The sequence below is a fragment of the Pseudomonas sp. FW300-N2F2 genome (assembly GCF_017351655.1).
Lineage (GTDB): Bacteria > Pseudomonadota > Gammaproteobacteria > Pseudomonadales > Pseudomonadaceae > Aquipseudomonas > Aquipseudomonas fluorescens_AA.
Genome location: NZ_JACNDQ010000001.1, coordinates 1,939,560 through 1,960,295 on the forward strand (window position 1 = coordinate 1,939,560; position 20,736 = coordinate 1,960,295).

Below are 20,736 nucleotides of genomic sequence, written 5' to 3' on the forward strand. Positions count from 1 at the left end.
TTTGAACTTCTCATTAAGTTCCATAATCCAAATTTGCATAAGTGTTGTTCTGATGTAACCCAATGCTTTAATTAACATTGCGCTACGTTGTGTACGTTCTTGAATTGACTATGGCCAAATGCTGCTTGGTCGTAAAATAGCTCGGTGTCTTGTAGTAGATTATTGATTTTGCTGTCAATAACGAAGGGCATATGCTCTAAAAAAGCGTAGCGTTCTATGAGCAATTTGAAATTCCAGTAAGTGTCTTGAGGTCCAGTGCAATAGCAGTATATAGCTAGAAGTTGAGTTGCGTCATAGTTCAAGAAGGATCTGAGAATGTTGCTATACATTTTTTCGTTATTTGCGAGCTTGCAGTGTTTAATTGTGCCTTCATTGAAGTTGAAGCCTATCTGGCTGTCAGGTACATTCATTGATATAAATTTTAAAATTTGATATAGAACTCTAAAATAGTGGCCACATAAGCCATTTTTCTCTTCAAGGGCATGTTTGGCTTCTGCTAAATTTGAAACTGATCGATCAAACACAGTTTCCCTGACAATATCAATATCCGACCTTCCATTGGTCCATTTGCCTGTTGGTGCTGATATTTTCTCCAGTGCTTTATTGTGTTGGTCTAGCAAAGAAAAAAAAGTGTCTTCGAATTGTTGTTTTATTTGTGTTTTCGATTGCTCTCTTAGCGAAGATTCAGATTTTTCCTGTGCTAACGCTGAGCGCTCTAGTTCTTTTCTCGTTGATTCGAGCTCTTTGCTTTGTAGGACAATGGTTAGTAGCAGGGCAATTAATCCAAGGAAGCTTAGCAGCGGGTTAAGCGTGCCGCCTATAAAGTCGCCAAATGTTCCCCAGTCGGCGTTCTGACTGCTAAAGCCATCATTAAACTCCATAAGATAAAAGGCAAAGACCATTCCCACAACTCCTGTCGCGAAGGCTAGTATCCATGCTAACCATTTGAACAGGCGCGCAGGTGTCAAGGTTTCAAATTTTTGTTCTAAACTCATGCCTCATTCCTCTTGGGCATTACAAGCATATTGAATGCCGGTTTTAGGCAGCTTAAGCGACCAGGATGAATTAATTTACTCTATTGCTGGATTGATGGTCAAAAGAAAAAGGAGACTTGGAGTGCGGTCAAGGGTCGTTGCTCGTATCGTGGTATTTTAATTTTTATTATGATTTTTGAGCTGTGAAGTAGAGGGTGGGAGGAAAAATTTTCTGTAAATAAGTTTATGGGTTTTATTAGGTTATGCTCCGCGTATATTAAGTATGATAAATAATGATAATAGTAGAGCGGAAATGGCTACTGCTAGGGCGTAGCATATGCCAAAGCCGATTTTAATAAAGAATGCTTCATCTGCAAAAGTTTTATGGCCAACGTATCCGCCAGCTGTTGCGGAAAATATGATCCCGATGACTAGGATGTCGTATGTTTTATAATTTGGTGCGATGATGGGGATCGCAATTGTATAAAGTGTACTTATAAGTGTGGTGGCTGTAGCTATAATTATAATCGATGCAATGATGCTTTTTTTTATGGTTGTCATTTTTATTTGGCTCCTGAGAATAATTTCCAAGCCAGATTGTTTAGGTTGGCTGTTTCGCTTTTGCAGTTGTTGAGTATTATTCCGTTGCTGTGGTTGTTTGCTGGAATGTTTAATTTGTCGAAGGCGATGCGGTAGTATGGGTCCATAAAGGCGGGGCCGACTTTTTTTGCCTCGCCATTTTTTAATGACTGCTCTGCCGCACTTATATCTTCTGGTTGGTTAAGGTTCCAGCCCTCCAAGTTGGCAGAGTTGCCCCAGCTGTACGTGGATTCAACAGAGCCGTCGTGATTGGTGGTAAATGTGAATGTATGCGTAGCCGGGTTTGACCAAGAGCGTGCGGAAGTGCCAACAACAGATAGGTCTCGATTTGTGACATATGTATCTAGACCTAGTGGGTCGGTGAGTGAGGCGGGATTTCCTAATGCATAGATAAATATGTTGATGCCGCCCGCAAGTTCTATTGGATCCTCCGAAATAAATCGTCCAAAGCTAGGGGAGTAATACCGCGCACGGTAATAGTAGAGACCGGAGCCATCATTTTCCCGCCCCGTGTACTGCAGACTGTTAGCACTGGCGGAGCCACTGGTGCTGGTATGGCCGTAAGGGCCGTACGTGTATTGGGTAGTGGATGAACCGCTGCTGTCAGAAAGTGCTTGGATTGATCCCAGTGCATCAGTCAGATAGGTGTAGGTGCTGCCACTGGCCTCGGTACGGCTGAACACTTCGTCCAAACCGCCCGTGAGGAAATTTGTCTGAACCGTCGGGGTGACAGTACCGGTCAGTTCTTGCACCAAGTTGAGGCCGTCGAAAACATAGCTGGTGGTTTGGCCGGCAATCGTCTTTTGGCCACGTCTGTTGGCCGCATCATAGCTAAAGCTACCAGACGTGGTACCTGTAAGCGTACTCAGGCGCTGACGTGAATCCCAAGTGTAGGTATTGCTGCCATCACTGGTCATGTTGCCATTGGCGTCATACAGCAAGGAGGCGCCGCTCCATGCCGTCAATTGGTTAGCCGCGTTGTAGCTGGTGGTGCTCACAGCATCGGGGAGGGTGGTGCGGGCCAAGCTGCCGCCAAGCTGTACCCGTTGGCCAGCATTATCGTAGCCATAGCTCAAATTGCCGAGGTTGGCGCCGCCCTTGGCGTAACTGAGGCTGACCAACTGGCCGGCATTATCGTAACCGTAACTGACGGTCACCCCGTTGGGCAGGGTCAAAGTGGCACGACGGTTGTCCGCATCATAAGTGAAGGCCGCGCTTTGACTGCCGTTGCTCAGATTGGTCAGACGATTGCCGACGTCATAGGTGTAGTTCACCGAGGGCTGGCCCGTGACAGTCATGCTGGTACGACGATCAGCAGCATTGTAGGTGTAGGAGACGGTGCCTTGCGTTGTTGCTTCGCTGAGCAGGCGATCCAGATCATCGTACCCGCGGGTGATCGTGCCTCCCTGCGTGTCCACAATCTGCGTCAGGCGGTTACCACCGTCGAAGGTGTAGCCAACGGTGGCATCTGGAGCTGTCAAAGAAGGACCACTGCCGATCAAGGTTTGCCCGAAGGCCGATTGCGTGCGCCGATTCAAGGCATCATAGGTGTAGCTGGCGATCACGCCATTGCGGGCGGTCCACTGTGTCACATTATCCAGGCCGTCGAGGCCGTAGCTTTGCGTCGCGTTCAGTGGGTCGGTGTAAGACACTCGGCGATCGCGAGCGTCGTAGGTGTACGCATGCACTCCGTTCTTAGCGTCAGTGACACTCAGGAGATTACTGTTCGTGTCATAAGCAAAGTTGGTCACGCTTCCTAACGGATCCGTAACCTTGATTTTACGGTCCAGTGGGTCATATTCCGTCATGGTACGACGCCCCACGGCGTCAGTTATTGCCATGACGCGCCCTACGTTGTCGGTGAAGTAGCTGGTGGTTCGCCCTAGTGGGTCGGTAACGCTCGCAAGGTCTCCAAGAGAATAGCTCAGGGTCGTGTTCGCTCCGATGGGGTCGGTGATCTGCGTCAAGCGCCCTTGGCTATCTGATGTGAATTTCACAGTATTGCCCAAGGGGTCGGTAATTTGCGTCAGACGCCCCAAACTATCGTAGCCGTAGTTAGTGGTATGGCTGAGTCCATCGGTATAGCTGGTGAGTTGATTGAAGGTGGAGTCGTAGGTATAGCTCTGCGTCACTGCCTGCGAGGTCCCTTGCAGCCGGGTCACGCTGGTGAGATTGCCCAATCCATCGTATGCATAACCAGTCACTCGACCCAAGGCATCAGTGACGGAGGTCACCAAATTGGTGGTGGCGTTACGTTGGAGGCTATAGCTTTGTTGTTCGGGTTGACCCAGGCCATAGGTGTTCGTTGTGACGTAGCCTGCTCCATTGAATGCCAAGCGTTCGATATTACCGCGGGGATCTGTTACGTCCGTCTGGGTCACTTGGCTGCCACTGAGGGTGTACGCAAATTGGTAGGTGCCTGCAACGGAACTCCCAGGTCCAAGAATTTGTTGTGAGACCCGGCCATTGGCATCGTAACTGTTGCTCAGCAGTACATTGCCGTTGGGTCGTGTGATGGTCAGCATCTGGTGTGAGCTGTCATAGGTATAGGTTTCTACGCCTCCATTGGCGTCAGTGACCTTCCAAAGATTTCCGTTGCTGTCGTAGGTATAGCTGACTGTGCGGCCCATGTTGTCACTGGCCTGCGTAATGCGGTCGCTGGAGTCATAGGTGAAACTTATCCAGTGCCCATTGGGGGATGTCACTCGCTGCAAGTTGTTAAGGGAGTCTCGTGTCAGTGTGACCGTGTTACCAAATCGATCCATGGCTTGGGTCATCGCTGCATTTTGCAGACGAGTGTTGTTCTCTGCGTCCGGGAACCACATTTTTGAGCCATCTTTGAGCTTGAGCAGCCACGGCCATGTGCCGCCGACCCATGAGATGGTTGCCCCCTGGAATCGATCCGAGGGTGACCCATTGTGTTGGTACACAGCATCCCCGTAACTGGTACCCGACGAAGTCCGGTTGAAGTGAATGCGTTCACCGTTTGAAAGAATCAGATCCTGATAGGTCCAAGGGCTGGTATCGCCGACCATGAAAATGTCATAGACGTGATTGGTACCGATGCCGAAGGCTCGTGACCGAGTGTCCTCGGAAAGGTAGGTGCGAGTTAAGATCAGTGGAAGGGTATCGGCGACAACCAGGTCGGTGTGCGGGTATGTGAACAAGCCCGTGGACGTATCCACTGGCTCGGCCTTGTCACTCGAAGCAACCCCCAGCAATTGGTTGCCTCCACCGGCCGTTGGATTCTTTGCGGGCGCTAGAGACGGCACACTGACCATGGCTCCAGTGAACTCATAAACGCCAACCCCATCTCCCGGAATAACTTGTTTTCCATTTTGTGAGACAAGCCCCTCACCATAGACATACCAACCTTTATAGACGGGGTCGTAAGTCCAGAAGTCCATCGCGGAGCCGGCCGGGCGGCTGTTGTAGTTGGGGTAAATGATCTGTGCAGCCTTAAAACTGCTTGGATCGATGGCTTGCAGATTTGCGCTGCCTGGCTGAATGGTGAAATACACCGGGATGCCGTGCGTAGGAAGCGGAAACGGTGTGCGGTCAACTGGGATGGGGGTAATGCTGACGGAGCTGACAACGGCGCCGTTGGTATCTCGGATGACGGTTCCTTTAGGGATATGCAACGCCAGCCCTGGAATATGAGGTGTTGTGACGGTCACCTCTTTTGTAGTGGGGGATGGCAGGCTTACCGCGTGTTGTGTGTCGGTACGGGGCAGCCAAATGGTGTATTGCAGGGACTGGGTTTTGCCATTCTCAAAGATGACGACCAAATCATCAAAAAATCCATATTGACGACCTGGTTTGTTGGCACCAGAGCCATCGATTCTGAGCGTTTGATTTCCGGTACCGATACCACTCAGGAGAAAGCGACCAGTAGCGTCGGTAACGGCGCTTTGTTCTCCCATCTTTAATTTCACACCTACAGCTGCCTTTCCATTCATCAACAGCACCTGGCCCGCCAGTGCCGTGACTCCCAAAGGGGCTTGTAAAGGGGGGAGGTCCTGCAAAGGAGAAGGTGGACGTTTGGTGCGCCAGTCACCGGTTAAATGCTCAGGACCGGGGACCCAGTCCTCAGGGCCGGCGTTAACCATCTCAGAGTCGGCAAGTGGGGCCAGCGGCTTGGTTTGGTCATCAACAGCGCTAGAGGGGGTGGTGCTGGTTGGCGCAGTGTTGGCGGTCAGGGCCTGCGTAGTAAAGGTGTACCCCGCCAGTGTAAGTTGAGTGCCGCTCGCATCTGTGGCGCCGCTGACAAACACACTGTAATGCGTATCGGGTAATAGCTCCTGCGTCGGGACAAAAAACACCGCTTGCCCGTTTTCTACAGGCGTTACTCTGCCGGTAATTTGACCGGTCGGGCCTATCACCGTCACAGTGTTGCTGTTCAGTGACGTCACCGTCATCGGCTTGGAAAAATGCAGGCTGATCCAGCTGTTGAGACCGACAGCGTTAGCATTAGCCGCAGGCAGACTGGCTTGCGTTTCTGGAGGACCCTGCAGGGAGGTTGACGTCGCTGGCAAGCCTGATTGGTTCTCCTCCAGTGAGGAGAATTTTTGCCCGGCGGGGTCATAAAGCTCGCTACCCGCCACTGGTTTGTCACTTTGGTCTTTGCCGCCCTGGATCAAGATGGAACCGGAAGGCAAGGTTTGCGCGGTATGCCCATAGCGGGCAGTCGATAAGCTAACCGGTAGCGTATTCACCGTCCCCGTACGTGGATCCCACAGTTCGGCGCTAGTCACCGCCGTTTTTTGAGGCGACAAGCCTGCGACTAACAGAACGTGTCCATCGAGCAAAAGGGTAGCCGTATGCCGGGAGCGGGGCGTAAAAGCCGCACCGGTAACAAGTTGGGTCTGCTGCTTCTCGATGTTGATGCGCTCGGCCTGGCTAAGGGGGCTGCCCTCTGCTCCCACACCGCCAACGATGAGTACCGTTCCATCGGGTAACAAGGTGGCCGTATGGTCCTGGCGTGGGGTATTCAGGTTGCCCGGGAACAGCGTTTCAGTGTTTGTCACTGGATCAACCACGGTCAATGTCGCGAGTGTCACGCCTTTTTCCGAACCTCCGCTGAGCAACCAACGTCCATCAGGCAACAACGTAGCGTCTTCACCTGCGTGACGCGTAGGCACGCTACCAGCAGCGCCGCCAATTGCCGAAGCGGCGCTCGCTTGGGAATTCATCATGCTTAGCGCAAGCCAGGCAATCAGCAGTAACGAGCAATGTGTCATCTGCCGTAACCAGATCTTGGTTTTAGAGAATGCACCACAACCGGAGTAATTCCCTTTCATGGTGTATTACCTCAAGGATTGGTCACGCTGACGCTAATGGAGCCCACATTGGCAGCGGACGGATCGACATAGATCGTATAGGTGCCGGTGGTGGGAAGAGTCTGAGGCGATAAATTGAAACTGGAGCTGCTGGACGTCGTCGATGTAAGGGCTGTGTTGTCGGGTCTTTTTAAGGTGACGGTCACATTGCCAATACTGTTAGTGGTCAGGTGAACCGTTGCCACCTGACTCGATGTACCGCTGAACGTCACACTGGCATTTTGTCCCTCTGCCGTTGTGGTGACGGTAAAGGCTGAGCCATTGATCGTGACTGTGCCGGTTACATCTGCCGGCACACTGGTCAGATGAAATGTCATGCTGCCGGTGTCAGCCCCGTTAGGGTTGAGATAGATGGTGTAGGTGCCCGTAGCCGGAAGCGTAAGAGTGTTCGTGTAGGAACCTGTCGACCATGGATTGCTATAAATAATGTTGCCGCTGTTGGTGTTGGCATTTCCGCTGGCGTCCGGTTTATAGAGGTTGACCCCTTCGCTGCGGGGATAGGTTGAGTTAGGTACGCTGAGGTAAATACGTTGGCCGGAGGTGCCACTGAAGGTCAGGCTGCCGTTCTGGCCAATGGCGGTTGTGGTCAGAGTGGCGTCGGCCCCATCAATGCTCATCGTGCCGGTGGCATCAGCGGGCACGCTGATCAAGTGGAACGTCATGCTGCCAGTGTCGGCGCCGGTCGGGTTGAGGTAGATGGTATAGGTGCCGGTCGCTGGGAGCGTCAGGGTGTCGGTGTATGAGCCCGTTGACCATGGACTGCTGTAGATGATGTTGGCGCTATTGATGTTGGCATTCCCGCTGGCGTCCGGCTTATAGAAATTGAGCCCTTCGCTGCGGGGATAGGTGGAACTGGGGGCGCGGAGGTAGATGCGTTGCCCGGCAGTACCGCTGAAGGTCAGGCTGCCATTTTGGCCGATGGTGGTGGTCAGGGTGGCGTCGGCCCCATCAATGCTGATCGTGCCTGTGGCATCAGCTGGCACGCTGATCAGATGGAACGTCATGCTGCCGGTGTCAGCCCCGTTAGGGTTGAGGTAGATGGTGTAGGTGCCGGTCGCTGGGAGCGTCAAGGTGTCCGAGTAGGAGCCCGTTGACCATGGACTGCTGTAGATGATGTTGGCGTTATTGGTGTTGGCATTCCCACTGGCGTCCGGCTTATAGAGATTGAGCCCTTCGCTGCGGGGATAGGTGGAGTTGGGGGCGCTGAGGTAGATGCGTTGTCCGGCAGTGCCGCTGAAAGTCAGGCTGCCATTTTGGCCAACGGTGGTGGTCAGGGTGGTATCGCTCCCACCGACGCTGATCGTACCTGTGGCATCCGCAGGCACACTGACCAGGTGGAACGTCATGCTGCCGGTGTCTGCGCCGTTCGGGTTGAGAAAGATGGTGTAGGTGCCCGTGGCCGGAAGTGTCAGGGTGTCCGTGTAGGAACCTGTCGACCAAGGATTGCTATAGATGATGTTGGCGTTATTGGTGTTGGCATTCCCGCTGGCGTCCGGCTTATAGAGATTGAGTCCTTCACTGCGGGGATAGGTGGAATTGGTGGCACTGAGATAGATACGTTGGCCGGCGGTGCCACTGAACGTCAGGCTGCCGTTTTGACCGACGGAGGCCGATGCCAGTGTGGCGTCAGGGCCGTCAATACTCATGATCCCTGTTGAGTCTGGCGGCACGTCATACAGTTTGAGGGTGACATTGCCCGTGGCGTTACTGTTTGGGTTGATCAAAATTGTATAGGTGCCGGCGGACGGCAATGAGGTGGTGTCTATATCGCCAGGGGAGAGGGAACATGGCGTAGTGGTTAGGAGGCTGCCATCGGGAGTGTAAATGGCGAGGGTAATACAAGCCGAAAAGGTCGCCCCCGTTACATTCAGATAAAAGCGCTGGTTTTGTGTGGCATCAAAGAGAAGCAGTCCCTTTTTACCCCCGGTGGTGATACTGGCTGTCTTGCTCACCCCAACGGCCAGACGATCCATGTATTGAATGTCCGTCGCTAGCAATGGAGAGGGCGGAATGAATAGATCCTGCGCGCTGACGGTCGAGCCATAGGCCGTGGTAACACTGACTTTACCGCCCATGGTTTTGGTGGGAATGCTCGTTGCGATGGTGCTTGTACTGGTGGAAGTGATGATCAACGGGCTGTTGTTCAAAATCGCTTTTTCTTTGAATTTGTCGCTCTGGAAGTTACTTCCTGAGATGGTCAGCGCGGTGCCGGCTATGCCGATAGTCGGTGACAAGTTTGAAATGGTAGGAGCTGGACTCGCTGCAACGGTGAAATTGACCGTCGAGGTGGCACTGCCCGCCGGCGTGGTCACGTTGACCGATCCCGTAGTGGCGCCGCTTGGAACCACCACGGTCAGACGGTTCGGATAACTGGGATCGATGGTCACTGAGCTGGCGGTTACGCCATTGAACTGCACGGTATTCTGACTTACCGTGCTACTGAAGTTGTTGCCGTCAATGGTGACGGTTGTGCCGACCGGACCCTGTACGGGTGAGAAGGTCAAGATGCTGGGATTGCCCGCAGCGTAGGCCTTGATGGCGGTGATATTACCTACCACGTCGTAATTGTATTCAGCCGATGCCGTGCTATTGGTGACGCCAGCGAGGTGACCGGCCACGTCGTAGCTATAACCAATGGAACCGGTGCCTACAGTGATGCTGACGGCGGGCGAGGTTGTGGCGACGTTTTGGGAGTCTGTGGCTTTGGCCGTGAGGCTGTAGGTGCCTGGTGAAACATTCGTCCACTTGAAAGCAAATGGCGCAAGGGTGGCCGTGCTCAGTAGGGTGGTACCCTGATAGAACTCTACTTTTGAAATGCTTCCAACACTTGTAGCTGCGTTTGCGGCCAAGCTGATTGTCGCTGGTACGATAAACGAGGCGCCACTTGCCGGCGTCGTTAAGGTCACCGTAGGGGCGGCAGAGAGTTGGCCGGTAAACGCCATGCTCAGCATCCACCCTGTCATCACAACGAGCCGATACCACTCCGACACTTGCTGCGACATATCCCTAACCTCGGTTCTGTTGTGTGTGGGCTGATTCACATGCAGGGTCTTGCTTGAAATGAGGACTGGTCAGGGCTTTGAGAAACGCCACCAAATCGTTTTTTTCCGTGGGTGTCAGAATCAAAGGACGACTGGCTTGGATACTGCGGTAATACACTTCCAGATCTACCGCTTCTTCAAGTGTTGCAACGCTGCCGTCGTGCATGTAGGGCGCTGTCTCAGCCACATTGCGTAGGCTAGGGGTGCGAAAGCGGCCAAGATCGACTGGATTGAGCGTGACACTGAAGCGGCCCAGCTCGGCCAAGGCAGGGTCAGATTGCACGAGCGACTGGCGTTCGGTTGCAGTCAGCTTTGAGAACCGAATCGCCTCAGGAGCCAAACGGTCCGCCAGATGCCTGAATCCAACACCCAGCGCATGAAACTGCTGATCGCTGAACAACGCACTGGTCTCGCCGATGACATGGCATTGCCCGCACTGGGCACGACCACGAAATAACTCCAGGCCGCGCAACGCGTCTGCCGCCAGAGCCGTTTTTTCGTATCCATAGCGGTAACGATCAAATGGGGAATTACCAGCTGTCAGGGTGCGTTCGTAGGCTGCGATGGCTTGTGCAACGTGTGTGGCTGTAAGCGTCTCAGGGGAGGCCGCAAATACCTTCTCGAAAACTGCAACATACTGGCTGTCCTGTCGAATAATATGGACTAACTGAGCCTCATCGATCATGCCGTGTTCGATTGGATTTAGGAGGGGATCCATCGCCTGAGACTCGAGGCTGTCGCGCCGTCCATCCCAGAATTGAGTGTCAGAAAAGATCGCATTGACGAGCGTTGGGGTATTGCGAGTACCCAACTCACCGTGGATGCCTTGAGCTCGCGGCAAGCCATCTATGAAGCCTCGTTCGGGACTATGGCAAGAGGCGCAGCTGATTGTTCCATCAGCACTTAGGCCTTTGTCAAAAAATAGCTTTTTGCCAAGCTCGATTTTTTTTATTAACTGATCGGACGCTGGGGCTTCAGGTAGGGCTGGAAGACCTAGCAGACTGTCTACGGCTTGCTCAGTACAGACCGGCGACAAACGAGGAGGTAGAGCGGCCATAACCATCTTTGCAGGCGACAGCACCAAGCAGATGCTTAGGCCGAGAATGATGTGCATGTTCAACACTGAGGTTCAGCGAATTGAAAGCGAGAGTCGGTTGTCCGAGGAGTTCGTGGGCGCGAAGGGAAATATTGCGTCTCGATGCATTTTCGGAGGCTCAATATTTGTAATTGAGACTTTGGGCCTGGAGTCACCATAAGCACCTCCTGTGAGCCAAGGCCATATCCGTCTCGGCGTGCATTGCATAGCGATAGGAACAATGCGTGTTCACAATAATGGTCTTCGTTCCATGACCTTGGGTTAGATCAAGCGTCTGCGATCCACCGGGCGTCCAATATGAGGTGACGTTAGTACAGCCCTTAAAGACTCGCCAATAGACCTGAGAAATTAAATGGCCATCATGGGTGCTTCGGTGCCCTTCGATGGTGTTCTAGGAGACGCCGAACTGATGGTGCTCGCTATTGCTCGCGGGCAGCCGCTATCTAGCGTACTGACAGGGCCTCCATTGTTACGTCGGAGTTGGAGTCGGTTGCTACATACGTCATCCGGAAATGCTGCACTGCTTGCGCTGTTTCCATTCGATTATAAGGTTGAAGGCTCCAATTCTTGGTTCATATGGAGCGAAGCGCCCGGGCCGCGGATGTTCCAAGCACTTGTCAAACAGGCCGAGACCAGCAAAACGGCTCCTGGCATGTTGAGAATTCTGGCGGGGCTGGTTTCTGTCTTTTCCAGGCGTTACAAATCCGACAGGCTTCCCGCACCGGTTGGCATCGCCGACGACGCCCCGACCTACGAGGATCTGGTTCAGTTGTTCACCGGGCTGTTTGAAAGCCCGATGGCTCGCAAGCTGCTGAGAAAGACCTATAGGGCTATGGAGAATCGGGTAGAAGGGGAGGGAGACCCAGCGGTGCAACGCATGTTCAGCGCATTGGAAACCATGACCGATAAAACGCTGCTGAAAGCGATGGGGGCCGAAGACGTGGCCGCTCCGCGTTGAATAGCCTGGAACTGCCCAAAGAGCGTCGCACCGAACATGCCCAGTCACTTTTTTGGCTATTGCAGCAGCAACTGAGTGAGGAGGACCGCAAATTTACTGCCGAGTTAATTGGAACGACTGGGCACTGGCTTTGGGGCGAACCACCGAAGGATGACCCACGAGAACAGTTGGATCGCTTGGATTGAAGGCCAGCTTGGCCTCTGGAGATACTCCCCTCGTGCCAATGATCGATGCTGCACAAGATGAGAACCGAGGAGTCGCCCATGGATAAGCGCGATGCCTCGGGATACAGAACTGATTAATCGGCATCCTGTTTCTTGAGTCGAGCTAAACCCTGTTTGATGAAACCTGCATTTTCCTCGATGGTTTGCAAAGCCCCACGGATGTTGTCTCCGACCTCCTTGGAACCCTGCTTTTCGATATGAAGCGTTAACTCCATTATCGCAGCCTCCAGCGCGACTTGGTTTCGGTAGATCCTTTCCAGTACATCCGTCAGCGAATATTCCCCAGACATGCTCTCGCTTCCTCTGAAAATTTCAAGCGTAGCAGTCAGAGGCAGATGCAGAGACATGAGAGTGTCATTAATAACGGGTCCGTAGCTTCCCTGGGCCAAGTTTTTTGACCGCGGAGGGTAGCAATCACGAAGAGCCGTCTTGGGAACTAACGATGATTGTTGAGTGATCCCTTAATAACTCTCGCCGGACGGGAGGGTTTGACTGGCATAGGGCTATCACCTACGATCCTCGGCATTTTGATGCCAGGGAGATACGGCTGTGTCGGATTCCAAGGTTGGTGGTTTTTTCAAGGCCGTGGTGATGTGGCTGTTCTTCGCTTTATTCCTAGTCATAGGGCTGGCAGCGATGTTTACCAGCTTTCTGTCGGGGCTGATCATGCTCCTAGCCGCTTGCATTTTCGTCCCGCAGGTCAATCGGGCAATCAAAGATAAAGTAAACATAATTGTCACCCCAGGCGCGCGTACCGTGGTCGCTCTCGTTTGCTTCGGCCTATTTTTCTATTCCAGCAACGAAGCTCTGGACACCTCTCGCATCCAGCGTCAGGCCCAGGAAGCCTTGGTTAATCAGCAAAAGGCCGAACAGGCCCAAAAAGAAAAGTACGAGTACGTTGCTGCGAACCAAGACGCAATCTTGGCAGAGATGAACGCGATGATCGCAAAGAAAGACTACTCCGGGGCCACTGCCCTAGGCGGTAAGTACAGCAATGCAGGCAGCTTCGAAATTGACCAGGCTCTTTCGAAGGTGTCTGCCCAGAAGGCAGACGCTGACAAGCAGCAACGCAAAGCGACTCTCCTCACGTCTCTGAGCAACATCAAGCAAGATGATTATAAAGGCCTAGCCTCTACGTACTCACAGCTTGCTTCTATTGACCAGACATACCAAGCCAATGCTGACAAATTCTCCAAGCTCGCTGAACAGCATGCCCAGGAGCAGAAGGCCCGTGAGCAAGTTGCTTCTGATAAGGCACGCCGGAAAAGCTTGGGCCTTACTTGGAACTACGCAGACGGTGAAGACAAGATGTCCGGCGAGCCTGTGCGCCAGGCCTACGTGTCATCCATCAACACTGTTGATTTCAAATTTCCTTACGGTGGGGTCCAGCGGGCAACGCTCACTATCCGTAAGCACCCACGGTGGGGTACTTCGGTGTATGTGGCCATTGAAAAGGGACAGTTCGTCTGCGGGTACGATGACTGCGATGTCCGAGTGAGATTCTCTAAGGGAAACGCCCAGCGCATGTCAGCAAGTGAGCCCGACGACCACAGCTCCAACCTGCTTTTCATCAGCAATGCTGCATCGTTCATTGCTCAAGCTCGGAGGTCCGACAAAGTCTTCGTCGAGGCCGACTTTTACCAAGAGGGCAGCAGGGTCTTCGAGTTCGACGTCTCAGACCTAGAGTGGAAATGATTCGAATCCCAGTAGCATGGAAGGTTTTAGATGGAGGCCGCAGGAGTTCCCCTCGGACACAGCTAATCCTCCTGTGAATCTTTTCCATCAATCTACTCGACGATGTTTGACTGAAGCCCGGTAAGCGACATCGTCCACGCAGCACGCCTTCCACCCCTATCGTCTTTCGCGTCAGGATCGCCCCCTCTGACCCCCGCCTGTCAGATTGTTCCTATACACATTGACCCAAAAACTTGTACAAGATTAACCGTATATTCGTACAGGTTTTTCGGAAGTCGTGCGTCATGAGCTTTTTAATTCTCGGTCCTATCGCCGTGGGTGGCTTGAAGCTGCCCTTGTGTTCGTTTCGTGTGCCTGCCGGGTTTCCATCCCCTGCGGCGGATCACATCGAAGCGCATATCTCATTGGATGAGGTTCTGAATATCCGTGCCCCACATGTGTACCTGGTCTCGATTGCCGGGGAGAGCATGCAAGGTGCTGGAATCTTTGAAGGAGATCTGGCGGTAGTGGACCGGGCGTTGGAGCCGGTGCATGGCCGCATCGTCGTGGCGTTGTTGAACAACGAGCCAGTCTGCAAACGACTGTGCATTCGAGGCAGGGAGGTGATCCTCCATTCGGAGAACCCAAAGTACCCACCGAGGTACGTGCTTGAGGGCGATGAGCTGCTTATCTGGGGCGTTGTCACTTGCAGTGTGCGCAGCCATGTCTAAAGCCCAGCCGGTTTTCGCTCTGATCGATTGCAATAGCTTCTACGCCAGTTGCGAACGGGTGTTCCGTCCGGACCTGGCTCGGGTGCCCATCGTAGTTTTAAGCAACAACGATGGTTGTGTGATCGCTCGCAGCTATGACGCCAAGCCCTATGTGAAGATGGGCGCGCCGTACTTTCAGATCAAGGACACGCTACGCCAGCTTGGCATCGTCCCGTTCTCTTCGAACTATGCGCTCTATGGCGATATGAGTGAGCGGGTGATGACGCTCATTGAATCGATGGTGCCCGCGGTTGAGGTGTACAGCATTGATGAGGCTTTTGCGGACCTGACGGGTATTGAGGGGCTGGATGCTCTCGGCCGCAAGATCCGCAGCCACGTGCTGCGTTGCACCGGCATTCCGGTTGGGGTGGGCATTGCTCGTACCAAGACCTTAGCAAAGCTGGCTAACCACACGGCCAAGCGTTTGCAGGGGCAGACGGGTGGGGTGGTCGATATCTGCGATCCGTTCAAGCGCGACTGGGTGCTGCGTAATACCGATGTGTCTGAAGTCTGGGGTGTGGGCCGCAAGATGAAGCTGCACCTGGAGGAGATGGGCATCAAGACGGCAATGGATTTAGCCAAAGCTGATCCATGGACGTTGCGTAAGAAATTCAGTGTGGTGATCGAGAAGACGGCTCGTGAGCTGGCGGGGACGCCGTGTCTGGAGTTGGATGAGCCGGATCCGCCCAAGCAGGAAATCTGCTGTAGTCGGATGTTCGGCAAGCGTCTCACCGAGCTGGCGCCCATCAAGGAGGCGGTGGCCACTTACATGATGCGGGCTTCGCAAAAGCTCAGCGCGCAGAAATCGTTGTGCAAGAAGGTTCGGGTCAGCATCCGTACCGGCATGTTCAACCCGGAGGAGGCGAAGTATGCCAACGGGGTGTTGATTGAGCTGCCGTATCCCACCGACGACGTGCGTCTTTTGACGAAGGCAGCAGTGGATGCCTTGGATCGGGTTTTTCGGTCTGGCTTCAAATACAGCAAGGCTGAGGTGTTGCTAATGAGTCTCTGCCAGGCGGGGGAGTACACGGATGATCTGTTTGCCACGTCGCAGTCTGCTGATGCGACGAAGTTGATGGCTGTGTTGGACCAGATCAATGGGCGATGGGGCAGGGGGACGCTACGATCTGCAAGCGTGCCTGGCGACCCGGATTGGGGGATGCGGCGGGAGATGATGAGTCAGAGCTATACCACCAAGCTGGATCAGCTATGGCGGGTTCATTGCCATTAAATCGGTCTGGGAGGGGACCGCTTTTGTCCCAGTCTATAGCCTGATTGCAGTCGGCAGTCGGCAGTCGGCCGATTCTGTTGAAAAAGTCGGATTTTCAGATCCGCCTGAACTCAGGCACGACTACCACTGGAGAACCTGCTCACCACATTAAGTGGTTTTACTGCCCTTCGTTAACCGTTGCCGCTCAGTTAGTGGGTTAGTTTGAGGTTTTTTGCTTAGTGCAGGCGCACCTATCCCGTGACCGGTGGGCCTTGAGAAATAATTGACCACGAAATCTCGGGTGTCTCAGCCCGCAGAGGTGCCAGTACAAGCGATTAGGCGTTCGGAATTGCCGTGGGCGCCATGGAGGTTTCGGGAGTGGATTTGCGAGGGGCGCGGCTAGCGATGAGCACACCGACATGCCGCATGAAAATCGTCGTGCTCACTTCTTTCGATTTAAGAGGTTTTGTGCCCATAGATAAGAAAATCCCTCGCAAATCTAAACCGCCCGAGAATAAAGTGGTAGCAGTCCGTCCAGTACAGCTGGATGGGAAAATAGAACCTGCTGGCTACTGAAAACAGGAGATGAAAGTTGCAGTGGATCAAAGCGCTTGATCTGGAGATGTGGGCTGAAACAGTCCAGGCCAAAGGCAAGATGCCCGGCCTCGTGAGCGATCTAATATGGGCCACGGCATCAAAAGTCAGATACCTAAGATTTCCAAACGGGGATAAAGGTCAGGTTCGAGGCTACGATGGCGAACTTGACGCAGATTCCTCCTCATCGTTCATCCCAGATGGCAAGTCTGTCTGGGAGTTTGGAACAAGCGGCGCAGGCAAAGCCAAGGCTGAGAGTGACTATAAAAAACGCACCAACGAGGTCGCGCCGGCTGATCGCGCGAACCTTACGTTGGTGATTGTTACACCTCGAACTTGGGACACCGGAGGAGAGAAACTCCCTGACTGGCTTGCGGAGAAAAACGCCCTAGGGGAGTGGAAAAAAGTTGAGTATCTCGAGGGGACGCGCTTAGAGGACTGGCTCTCCCAGTGCCCCGCAGTCGCGTCGAAGTGGGCGAGTTGCGATCTCAAGCTGACGCCCCAAATCGGTGTCCAGAGCACTGAAGAATTCTGGCAATTTTACTCAAGCCGATTCTCACCCGCACTGAACGAATCGGTATTGCTCGCCAGCCGAGAGGATCAAGCGAAAGAGTTGCTGGAAAGGCTGACTCAAAACAGCGGCCGCCTTGCATTTGCAGCCGACTCTCCTGACGAGGTGATTGCTTTCGTCATCGCGGCAATACGTAGCGCACCGGAACCCATCCGCAACGTACTGGAGGCGCGCACCCTAGTCGTAGAAACGGAAGAAGCCGTCAGGCATTGCTTAACGCTGGACAATCTTATTTTCCTTCCACGACAAGGCGCTAGGGCTTCGGCAGGTCGACTCGCTCGTGAAGGTGTTACCGTCGTCAGTGCCGGGGCAGATGAGAAAAGTCACGACCACGTTCTCCTTCGCAGGCCAAGCAGCAGAGAAATGGGCAAGGCCTTCATGAATATGGGCATGAACGAAGACGCCGGTTACCAACTGGCTAGAACATGTGGCCGCAGCCTAGCGGTTCTGGCTCGACTGCACCCTAGTGGCACGGCTGAAAATCCTGAGTGGATTGAAGATGCTAACTTGTTGATCCCTGCCCTACTCGCTGGATCCTGGATGGCTGACGTGGAGCCGGATCGCTCAATCGTGAGTCTACTCACGCGTAAAGATTATGATGACGCAGAAGAAGAGCTGCTCAAATTTACTAAGATGCAGGATGCGCCATTAGAGCGCATTGAAGATCTCTGGGCGATGAAGGCATCAGTGGACGCTTTTGTATACCTCGGGCATCTCATCAGCAGCAAACATCTGGATCGCTTCAAGGAAGCTGTAACCTCGGTTTTTTCAAAAGCTGCGCAAGCGCACAAACCTCCTAGCGCGGATCAGCCCTTTTTGATGCAGGGCAGTAGAGATCAAAATCCGCTGCATACTGACTCCCTAAAAACCGGCCTTATGAACACTCTGCTGCACATGGCCGTGTTACATGAGCAGGCGCAGTTCAAAGTCTCACGCTCGAACCCTCAAACTTTCGTTGACGAGGTCGTCCGGGGACTGCCAGGCCTGTCCAGCGATCACCGCCTCATTGCGAGCTTAGAGCAACAACTCCCCCTGCTGGCGGAGGCCTCCCCACACCTTTTTCTTGAGGCCCTTGAGCGTCAGCTTGAGGGCGACGCCACGATCCGTCCTATCTTCGACGAATACCCGGGCCTAATCACCCCGACTACCTATCATTGCGGTTTGTTGTGGTCTTTGGAGGCGCTGGCGTGGCTTCCGGATTTCCTACAACGAGCAGCACTCTGCCTCGCAAAGCTTGCAGCTCTGGATCCTGGTGGAAAGCTGACGAACCGGCCCATCAATAGCCTACGCTCGATCTTCCTTTCATGGAGTCCCGGCACTGCCGTCAGCACCCAACATCGGCTCGCGATTCTTGAGTCGATCATTAACGACGTCCCCGTCATCGCATGGCCGCTCCTAGAACAATTACTCCCTCGATTTAGCGACACCAGCACGCCGACGACGAAGCCGAGATTCAGAGAGCCCGAACAGAGAGAGAACGAAAACCTGACATACGGGCTTGTCTGGAAAAGTGAGGAAAGAATCGTTGAGCTCGCGATAACCCGGGCAGAATATGATCCAGCCCGTTGGAGCTCGCTGATCGACTCTTTGGGCGCCGTGCAGGAACCCACGTTCGAACTGATCGTAAACGGCCTCGGACACGTTCTCGGTGCTACCCAAGACGAACAGCAATCCGATATATGGAATGCACTTCGCAAACAAACCCTGCGCCACCGAAAGTATCAAGACGCGGACTGGGCATTGCCTTCTGGCAGTATCGAAACGCTCGAGGCTTTGGTCGAAAGACACAAGCCCGCAGCTTTGGTGGAATCTGTAAGCTGGCTCTTCGACGATTGGATGCCCTCGTTCGATTTGGACGATGAGACCTCCGACCCAATTCAGGCGGTGGAGGACGCCCGCGTGGCAGCTCTCAGGGGCATCATGGATGCGACGGGAATCGATGGCGTCGTGGGCTTGATGGAGCGCGTTAAGGTTCCTCGCTTGGTGATGTTCTCGATTCGCGGCCTACAGCTTCCTGATAACCAGCTTCTGCAACTGTTCACCAGGCTGCTTTCAAGCACCATTGGCGAGTCAGCCCTCGCTGCAAGCATCGTCTTGGCACACGGTATGGAACGGTTTGGTGACAGTTGGGCCACAGATGCAAAGGACGCTCTGCAGAACAGCGGCTGGGATCATCAGAAGAGCGCTCTTGTGCTTTTGGGGCTCGACGAAACGAAGGAAAGCTGGAATTACATCGCGTCCTTTGGGAGCGAGACGGAGACAGCGTACTGGAGCCAAAAATCGCCGATCAGGATCCAGGGAGCGCTAGAAGAACTCATATTTGCCATCGAAAAATATCGTTCCGTGGGGCGATCTGCTGCAGCCCTGGCCGTAGCAGAAAAGCGATTGGGGGAGCTTTCCGTCGCAACGATTCAAGCAATCATGTCCTCGGCAGTGTCCGAACATAACGCAGATCCAGAGGCGAAAAGCACATTTGGATATCTGGACGTAGAGAGAATTTTCGCTGTACTGGCGCAAAGATCTGACCTCCCCCGAGAAAGTCTGGCAACGTTGGAGTTCATGTACCTTCCCATGCTCCGTACCGATAACCTTGCGATCCATGAGTTGTTGCTGGAGCAGCCAGGATTCTTTATGGACATGGTTAGCAGGGTATTTCGAGCCAAGGACGAAGAACCCCAGGATCTTTCCGAAACGGACAGAAAGCTGGCATCCGCTACCTACCGGCTACTCAAGGGGCTAAAGAAGCTGCCAGGTCAGAAAGGAAACGATGTGGATGAAGCTGTGCTGAAGGCTTGGTGCGTAAGCGTCCGAGAACTGGCTCAGAAATCGAACAGGGGTAAGGTCACAGATCAACTCATCGGACAAATACTGGCACACGCTCCCCTTGGAACGAAGGATCTGGCATGGCCTCACGAGGCCGTCAGAAACGTCATCGAAGTCTTGGCATCGCCTGAGGTTGAGCGAGGCATCAGCCTCGAGCGGTACAACATGCGCGGGGTGTACAGCAAAAGACCGGATGAGGGCGGGGATCAGGAACGCGCCCTCGCTTCTCAAGCGCGTGAGTGGGCTGCGAAAACGATAAAGTCAGTAAGGACTTCAGCAATGCTTCGCACGATTGCTGATGGCTGGGAAGCTGACGCGGAGAGGGCAGATATTGCTGCAGCGCAGCGAGCCACGCGCTGGTAGAAGTGCAGCTAAGAGGGCTCGGCGTGCGTTGAGTTTTGCCAGCGCAGGTCAAGCACCTCTCCTACCTACGCACATTACTCAGCGTTTGCCTGATGTTGAATAGCAGAGAAGCTACTAGCGCTGAGCACCTAGACATAAAGTGAGCTAAACGCTGGCCGGATTGCATTGCCCTCGGCCTGCTCAACCGACTCGATTTAGGACGAGGTTGGCATTGCGTAAGCGTTCGGGAAACACGCCTTGCGCTGCTATCCATTTCCGAACCAGATTGGTGTTGATGCCATGACGCGGGGCTACGCTGGCCATGGACACGCCAGGTGCAGGCATTCTTGGACGACCTAAGCTTTAAAGAGTTTGGGATAAGTGGTTCTTTGGTGCATGGCAATCCTAACAATAAGGGTAATCGTCCGGCCAACTCACCTTCCTGACACCGACGCCAAAGGCGATGATGTCAGGAAGGTGAGTTGGCCGGACGATTACTGTCATTTCCAGGGGGGGGGGC

11 protein-coding genes are annotated in these 20,736 nt (G+C 53.7%); 5 read left to right on the top strand and 6 right to left on the bottom strand.

Features of this window, described 5'->3' with window-relative positions; translation table 11 throughout:
• Window positions 1-71: 71 nt before the first annotated feature.
• The 5 genes from J4E63_RS08780 to J4E63_RS08800 form a co-directional block, all read right to left on the bottom strand.
• Window positions 72-995, bottom strand: a complete 924-nt coding sequence (locus tag J4E63_RS08780) for a putative phage abortive infection protein (protein WP_207281673.1) — start codon at window positions 993-995, stop codon at window positions 72-74.
• A gap of 240 nt (window positions 996-1,235) precedes the next feature.
• Window positions 1,236-1,535: a hypothetical protein gene (locus J4E63_RS08785; RefSeq protein ID WP_207281674.1), complete on the bottom strand. Its 300-nt coding sequence runs from the start codon at window positions 1,533-1,535 to the stop codon at window positions 1,236-1,238.
• Window positions 1,536-1,537: 2 nt separating this feature from the next.
• Window positions 1,538-6,874: an RHS repeat-associated core domain-containing protein gene (locus J4E63_RS08790; RefSeq protein ID WP_207281675.1), complete on the bottom strand. Its 5,337-nt coding sequence runs from the start codon at window positions 6,872-6,874 to the stop codon at window positions 1,538-1,540.
• Between the two features lie 11 nt (window positions 6,875-6,885).
• Window positions 6,886-9,915: an S-layer family protein gene (locus J4E63_RS08795; RefSeq protein ID WP_207281676.1), complete on the bottom strand. Its 3,030-nt coding sequence runs from the start codon at window positions 9,913-9,915 to the stop codon at window positions 6,886-6,888.
• 4 nt (window positions 9,916-9,919) lie between these two features.
• On the bottom strand, window positions 9,920-11,068 hold the full coding sequence (locus tag J4E63_RS08800) for a cytochrome-c peroxidase (protein WP_207281677.1): 1,149 nt from the start codon (window positions 11,066-11,068) through the stop codon (window positions 9,920-9,922).
• A 334-nt stretch (window positions 11,069-11,402) separates the two neighbouring features.
• Between J4E63_RS08800 and J4E63_RS08805 the strand changes: the two genes are divergently transcribed.
• Window positions 11,403-12,008 (top strand): hypothetical protein, encoded by a 606-nt coding sequence (locus J4E63_RS08805; protein WP_207281678.1) that lies wholly within the window; start codon window positions 11,403-11,405, stop codon window positions 12,006-12,008.
• A gap of 298 nt (window positions 12,009-12,306) precedes the next feature.
• On the opposite strand, the gene J4E63_RS08810 is transcribed toward J4E63_RS08805, so the two are convergent.
• A complete protein-coding gene (locus J4E63_RS08810; protein WP_207282473.1) occupies window positions 12,307-12,522 on the bottom strand; it encodes a hypothetical protein in 216 nt (71 codons plus the stop codon).
• 259 nt (window positions 12,523-12,781) lie between these two features.
• Between J4E63_RS08810 and J4E63_RS08815 the strand changes: the two genes are divergently transcribed.
• From J4E63_RS08815 to J4E63_RS08830, 4 genes are all read left to right on the top strand, one after another.
• On the top strand, window positions 12,782-13,927 hold the full coding sequence (locus tag J4E63_RS08815) for a tripartite tricarboxylate transporter TctB family protein (RefSeq protein ID WP_207281679.1): 1,146 nt from the start codon (window positions 12,782-12,784) through the stop codon (window positions 13,925-13,927).
• Between the two features lie 284 nt (window positions 13,928-14,211).
• Window positions 14,212-14,637: a LexA family transcriptional regulator gene (locus tag J4E63_RS08820; protein ID WP_207281680.1), complete on the top strand. Its 426-nt coding sequence runs from the start codon at window positions 14,212-14,214 to the stop codon at window positions 14,635-14,637.
• On the top strand, window positions 14,630-15,907 hold the full coding sequence (gene umuC, locus J4E63_RS08825) for a translesion error-prone DNA polymerase V subunit UmuC (RefSeq protein WP_207281681.1): 1,278 nt from the start codon (window positions 14,630-14,632) through the stop codon (window positions 15,905-15,907). The genes J4E63_RS08820 and umuC overlap by 8 nt, the downstream gene beginning before the upstream one ends.
• Window positions 15,908-16,478: 571 nt before the next feature.
• On the top strand, window positions 16,479-20,237 hold the full coding sequence (locus J4E63_RS08830; protein WP_207281682.1) for a hypothetical protein: 3,759 nt from the start codon (window positions 16,479-16,481) through the stop codon (window positions 20,235-20,237).
• Window positions 20,238-20,736 lie beyond the last annotated feature (499 nt).

Bases quoted from the DNA above. Each gene is read 5' to 3' on its own strand.
- J4E63_RS08820 (WP_207281680.1), top strand. From the start codon at position 14,212: ATGAGCTTTTTAATTCTCGGTCCTATCGCCGTGGGTGGCTTGAAGCTG.
- J4E63_RS08800 (WP_207281677.1), bottom strand. From the start codon at position 11,068: ATGCACATCATTCTCGGCCTAAGCATCTGCTTGGTGCTGTCGCCTGCA.
- J4E63_RS08795 (WP_207281676.1), bottom strand. From the start codon at position 9,915: ATGTCGCAGCAAGTGTCGGAGTGGTATCGGCTCGTTGTGATGACAGGG.
- J4E63_RS08810 (WP_207282473.1), bottom strand. From the start codon at position 12,522: ATGTCTGGGGAATATTCGCTGACGGATGTACTGGAAAGGATCTACCGA.
- J4E63_RS08780 (WP_207281673.1), bottom strand. From the start codon at position 995: ATGAGTTTAGAACAAAAATTTGAAACCTTGACACCTGCGCGCCTGTTC.
- J4E63_RS08785 (WP_207281674.1), bottom strand. From the start codon at position 1,535: ATGACAACCATAAAAAAAAGCATCATTGCATCGATTATAATTATAGCT.
- umuC (WP_207281681.1), top strand. From the start codon at position 14,630: ATGTCTAAAGCCCAGCCGGTTTTCGCTCTGATCGATTGCAATAGCTTC.
- J4E63_RS08790 (WP_207281675.1), bottom strand. From the start codon at position 6,874: ATGAAAGGGAATTACTCCGGTTGTGGTGCATTCTCTAAAACCAAGATC.
- J4E63_RS08805 (WP_207281678.1), top strand. From the start codon at position 11,403: ATGGCCATCATGGGTGCTTCGGTGCCCTTCGATGGTGTTCTAGGAGAC.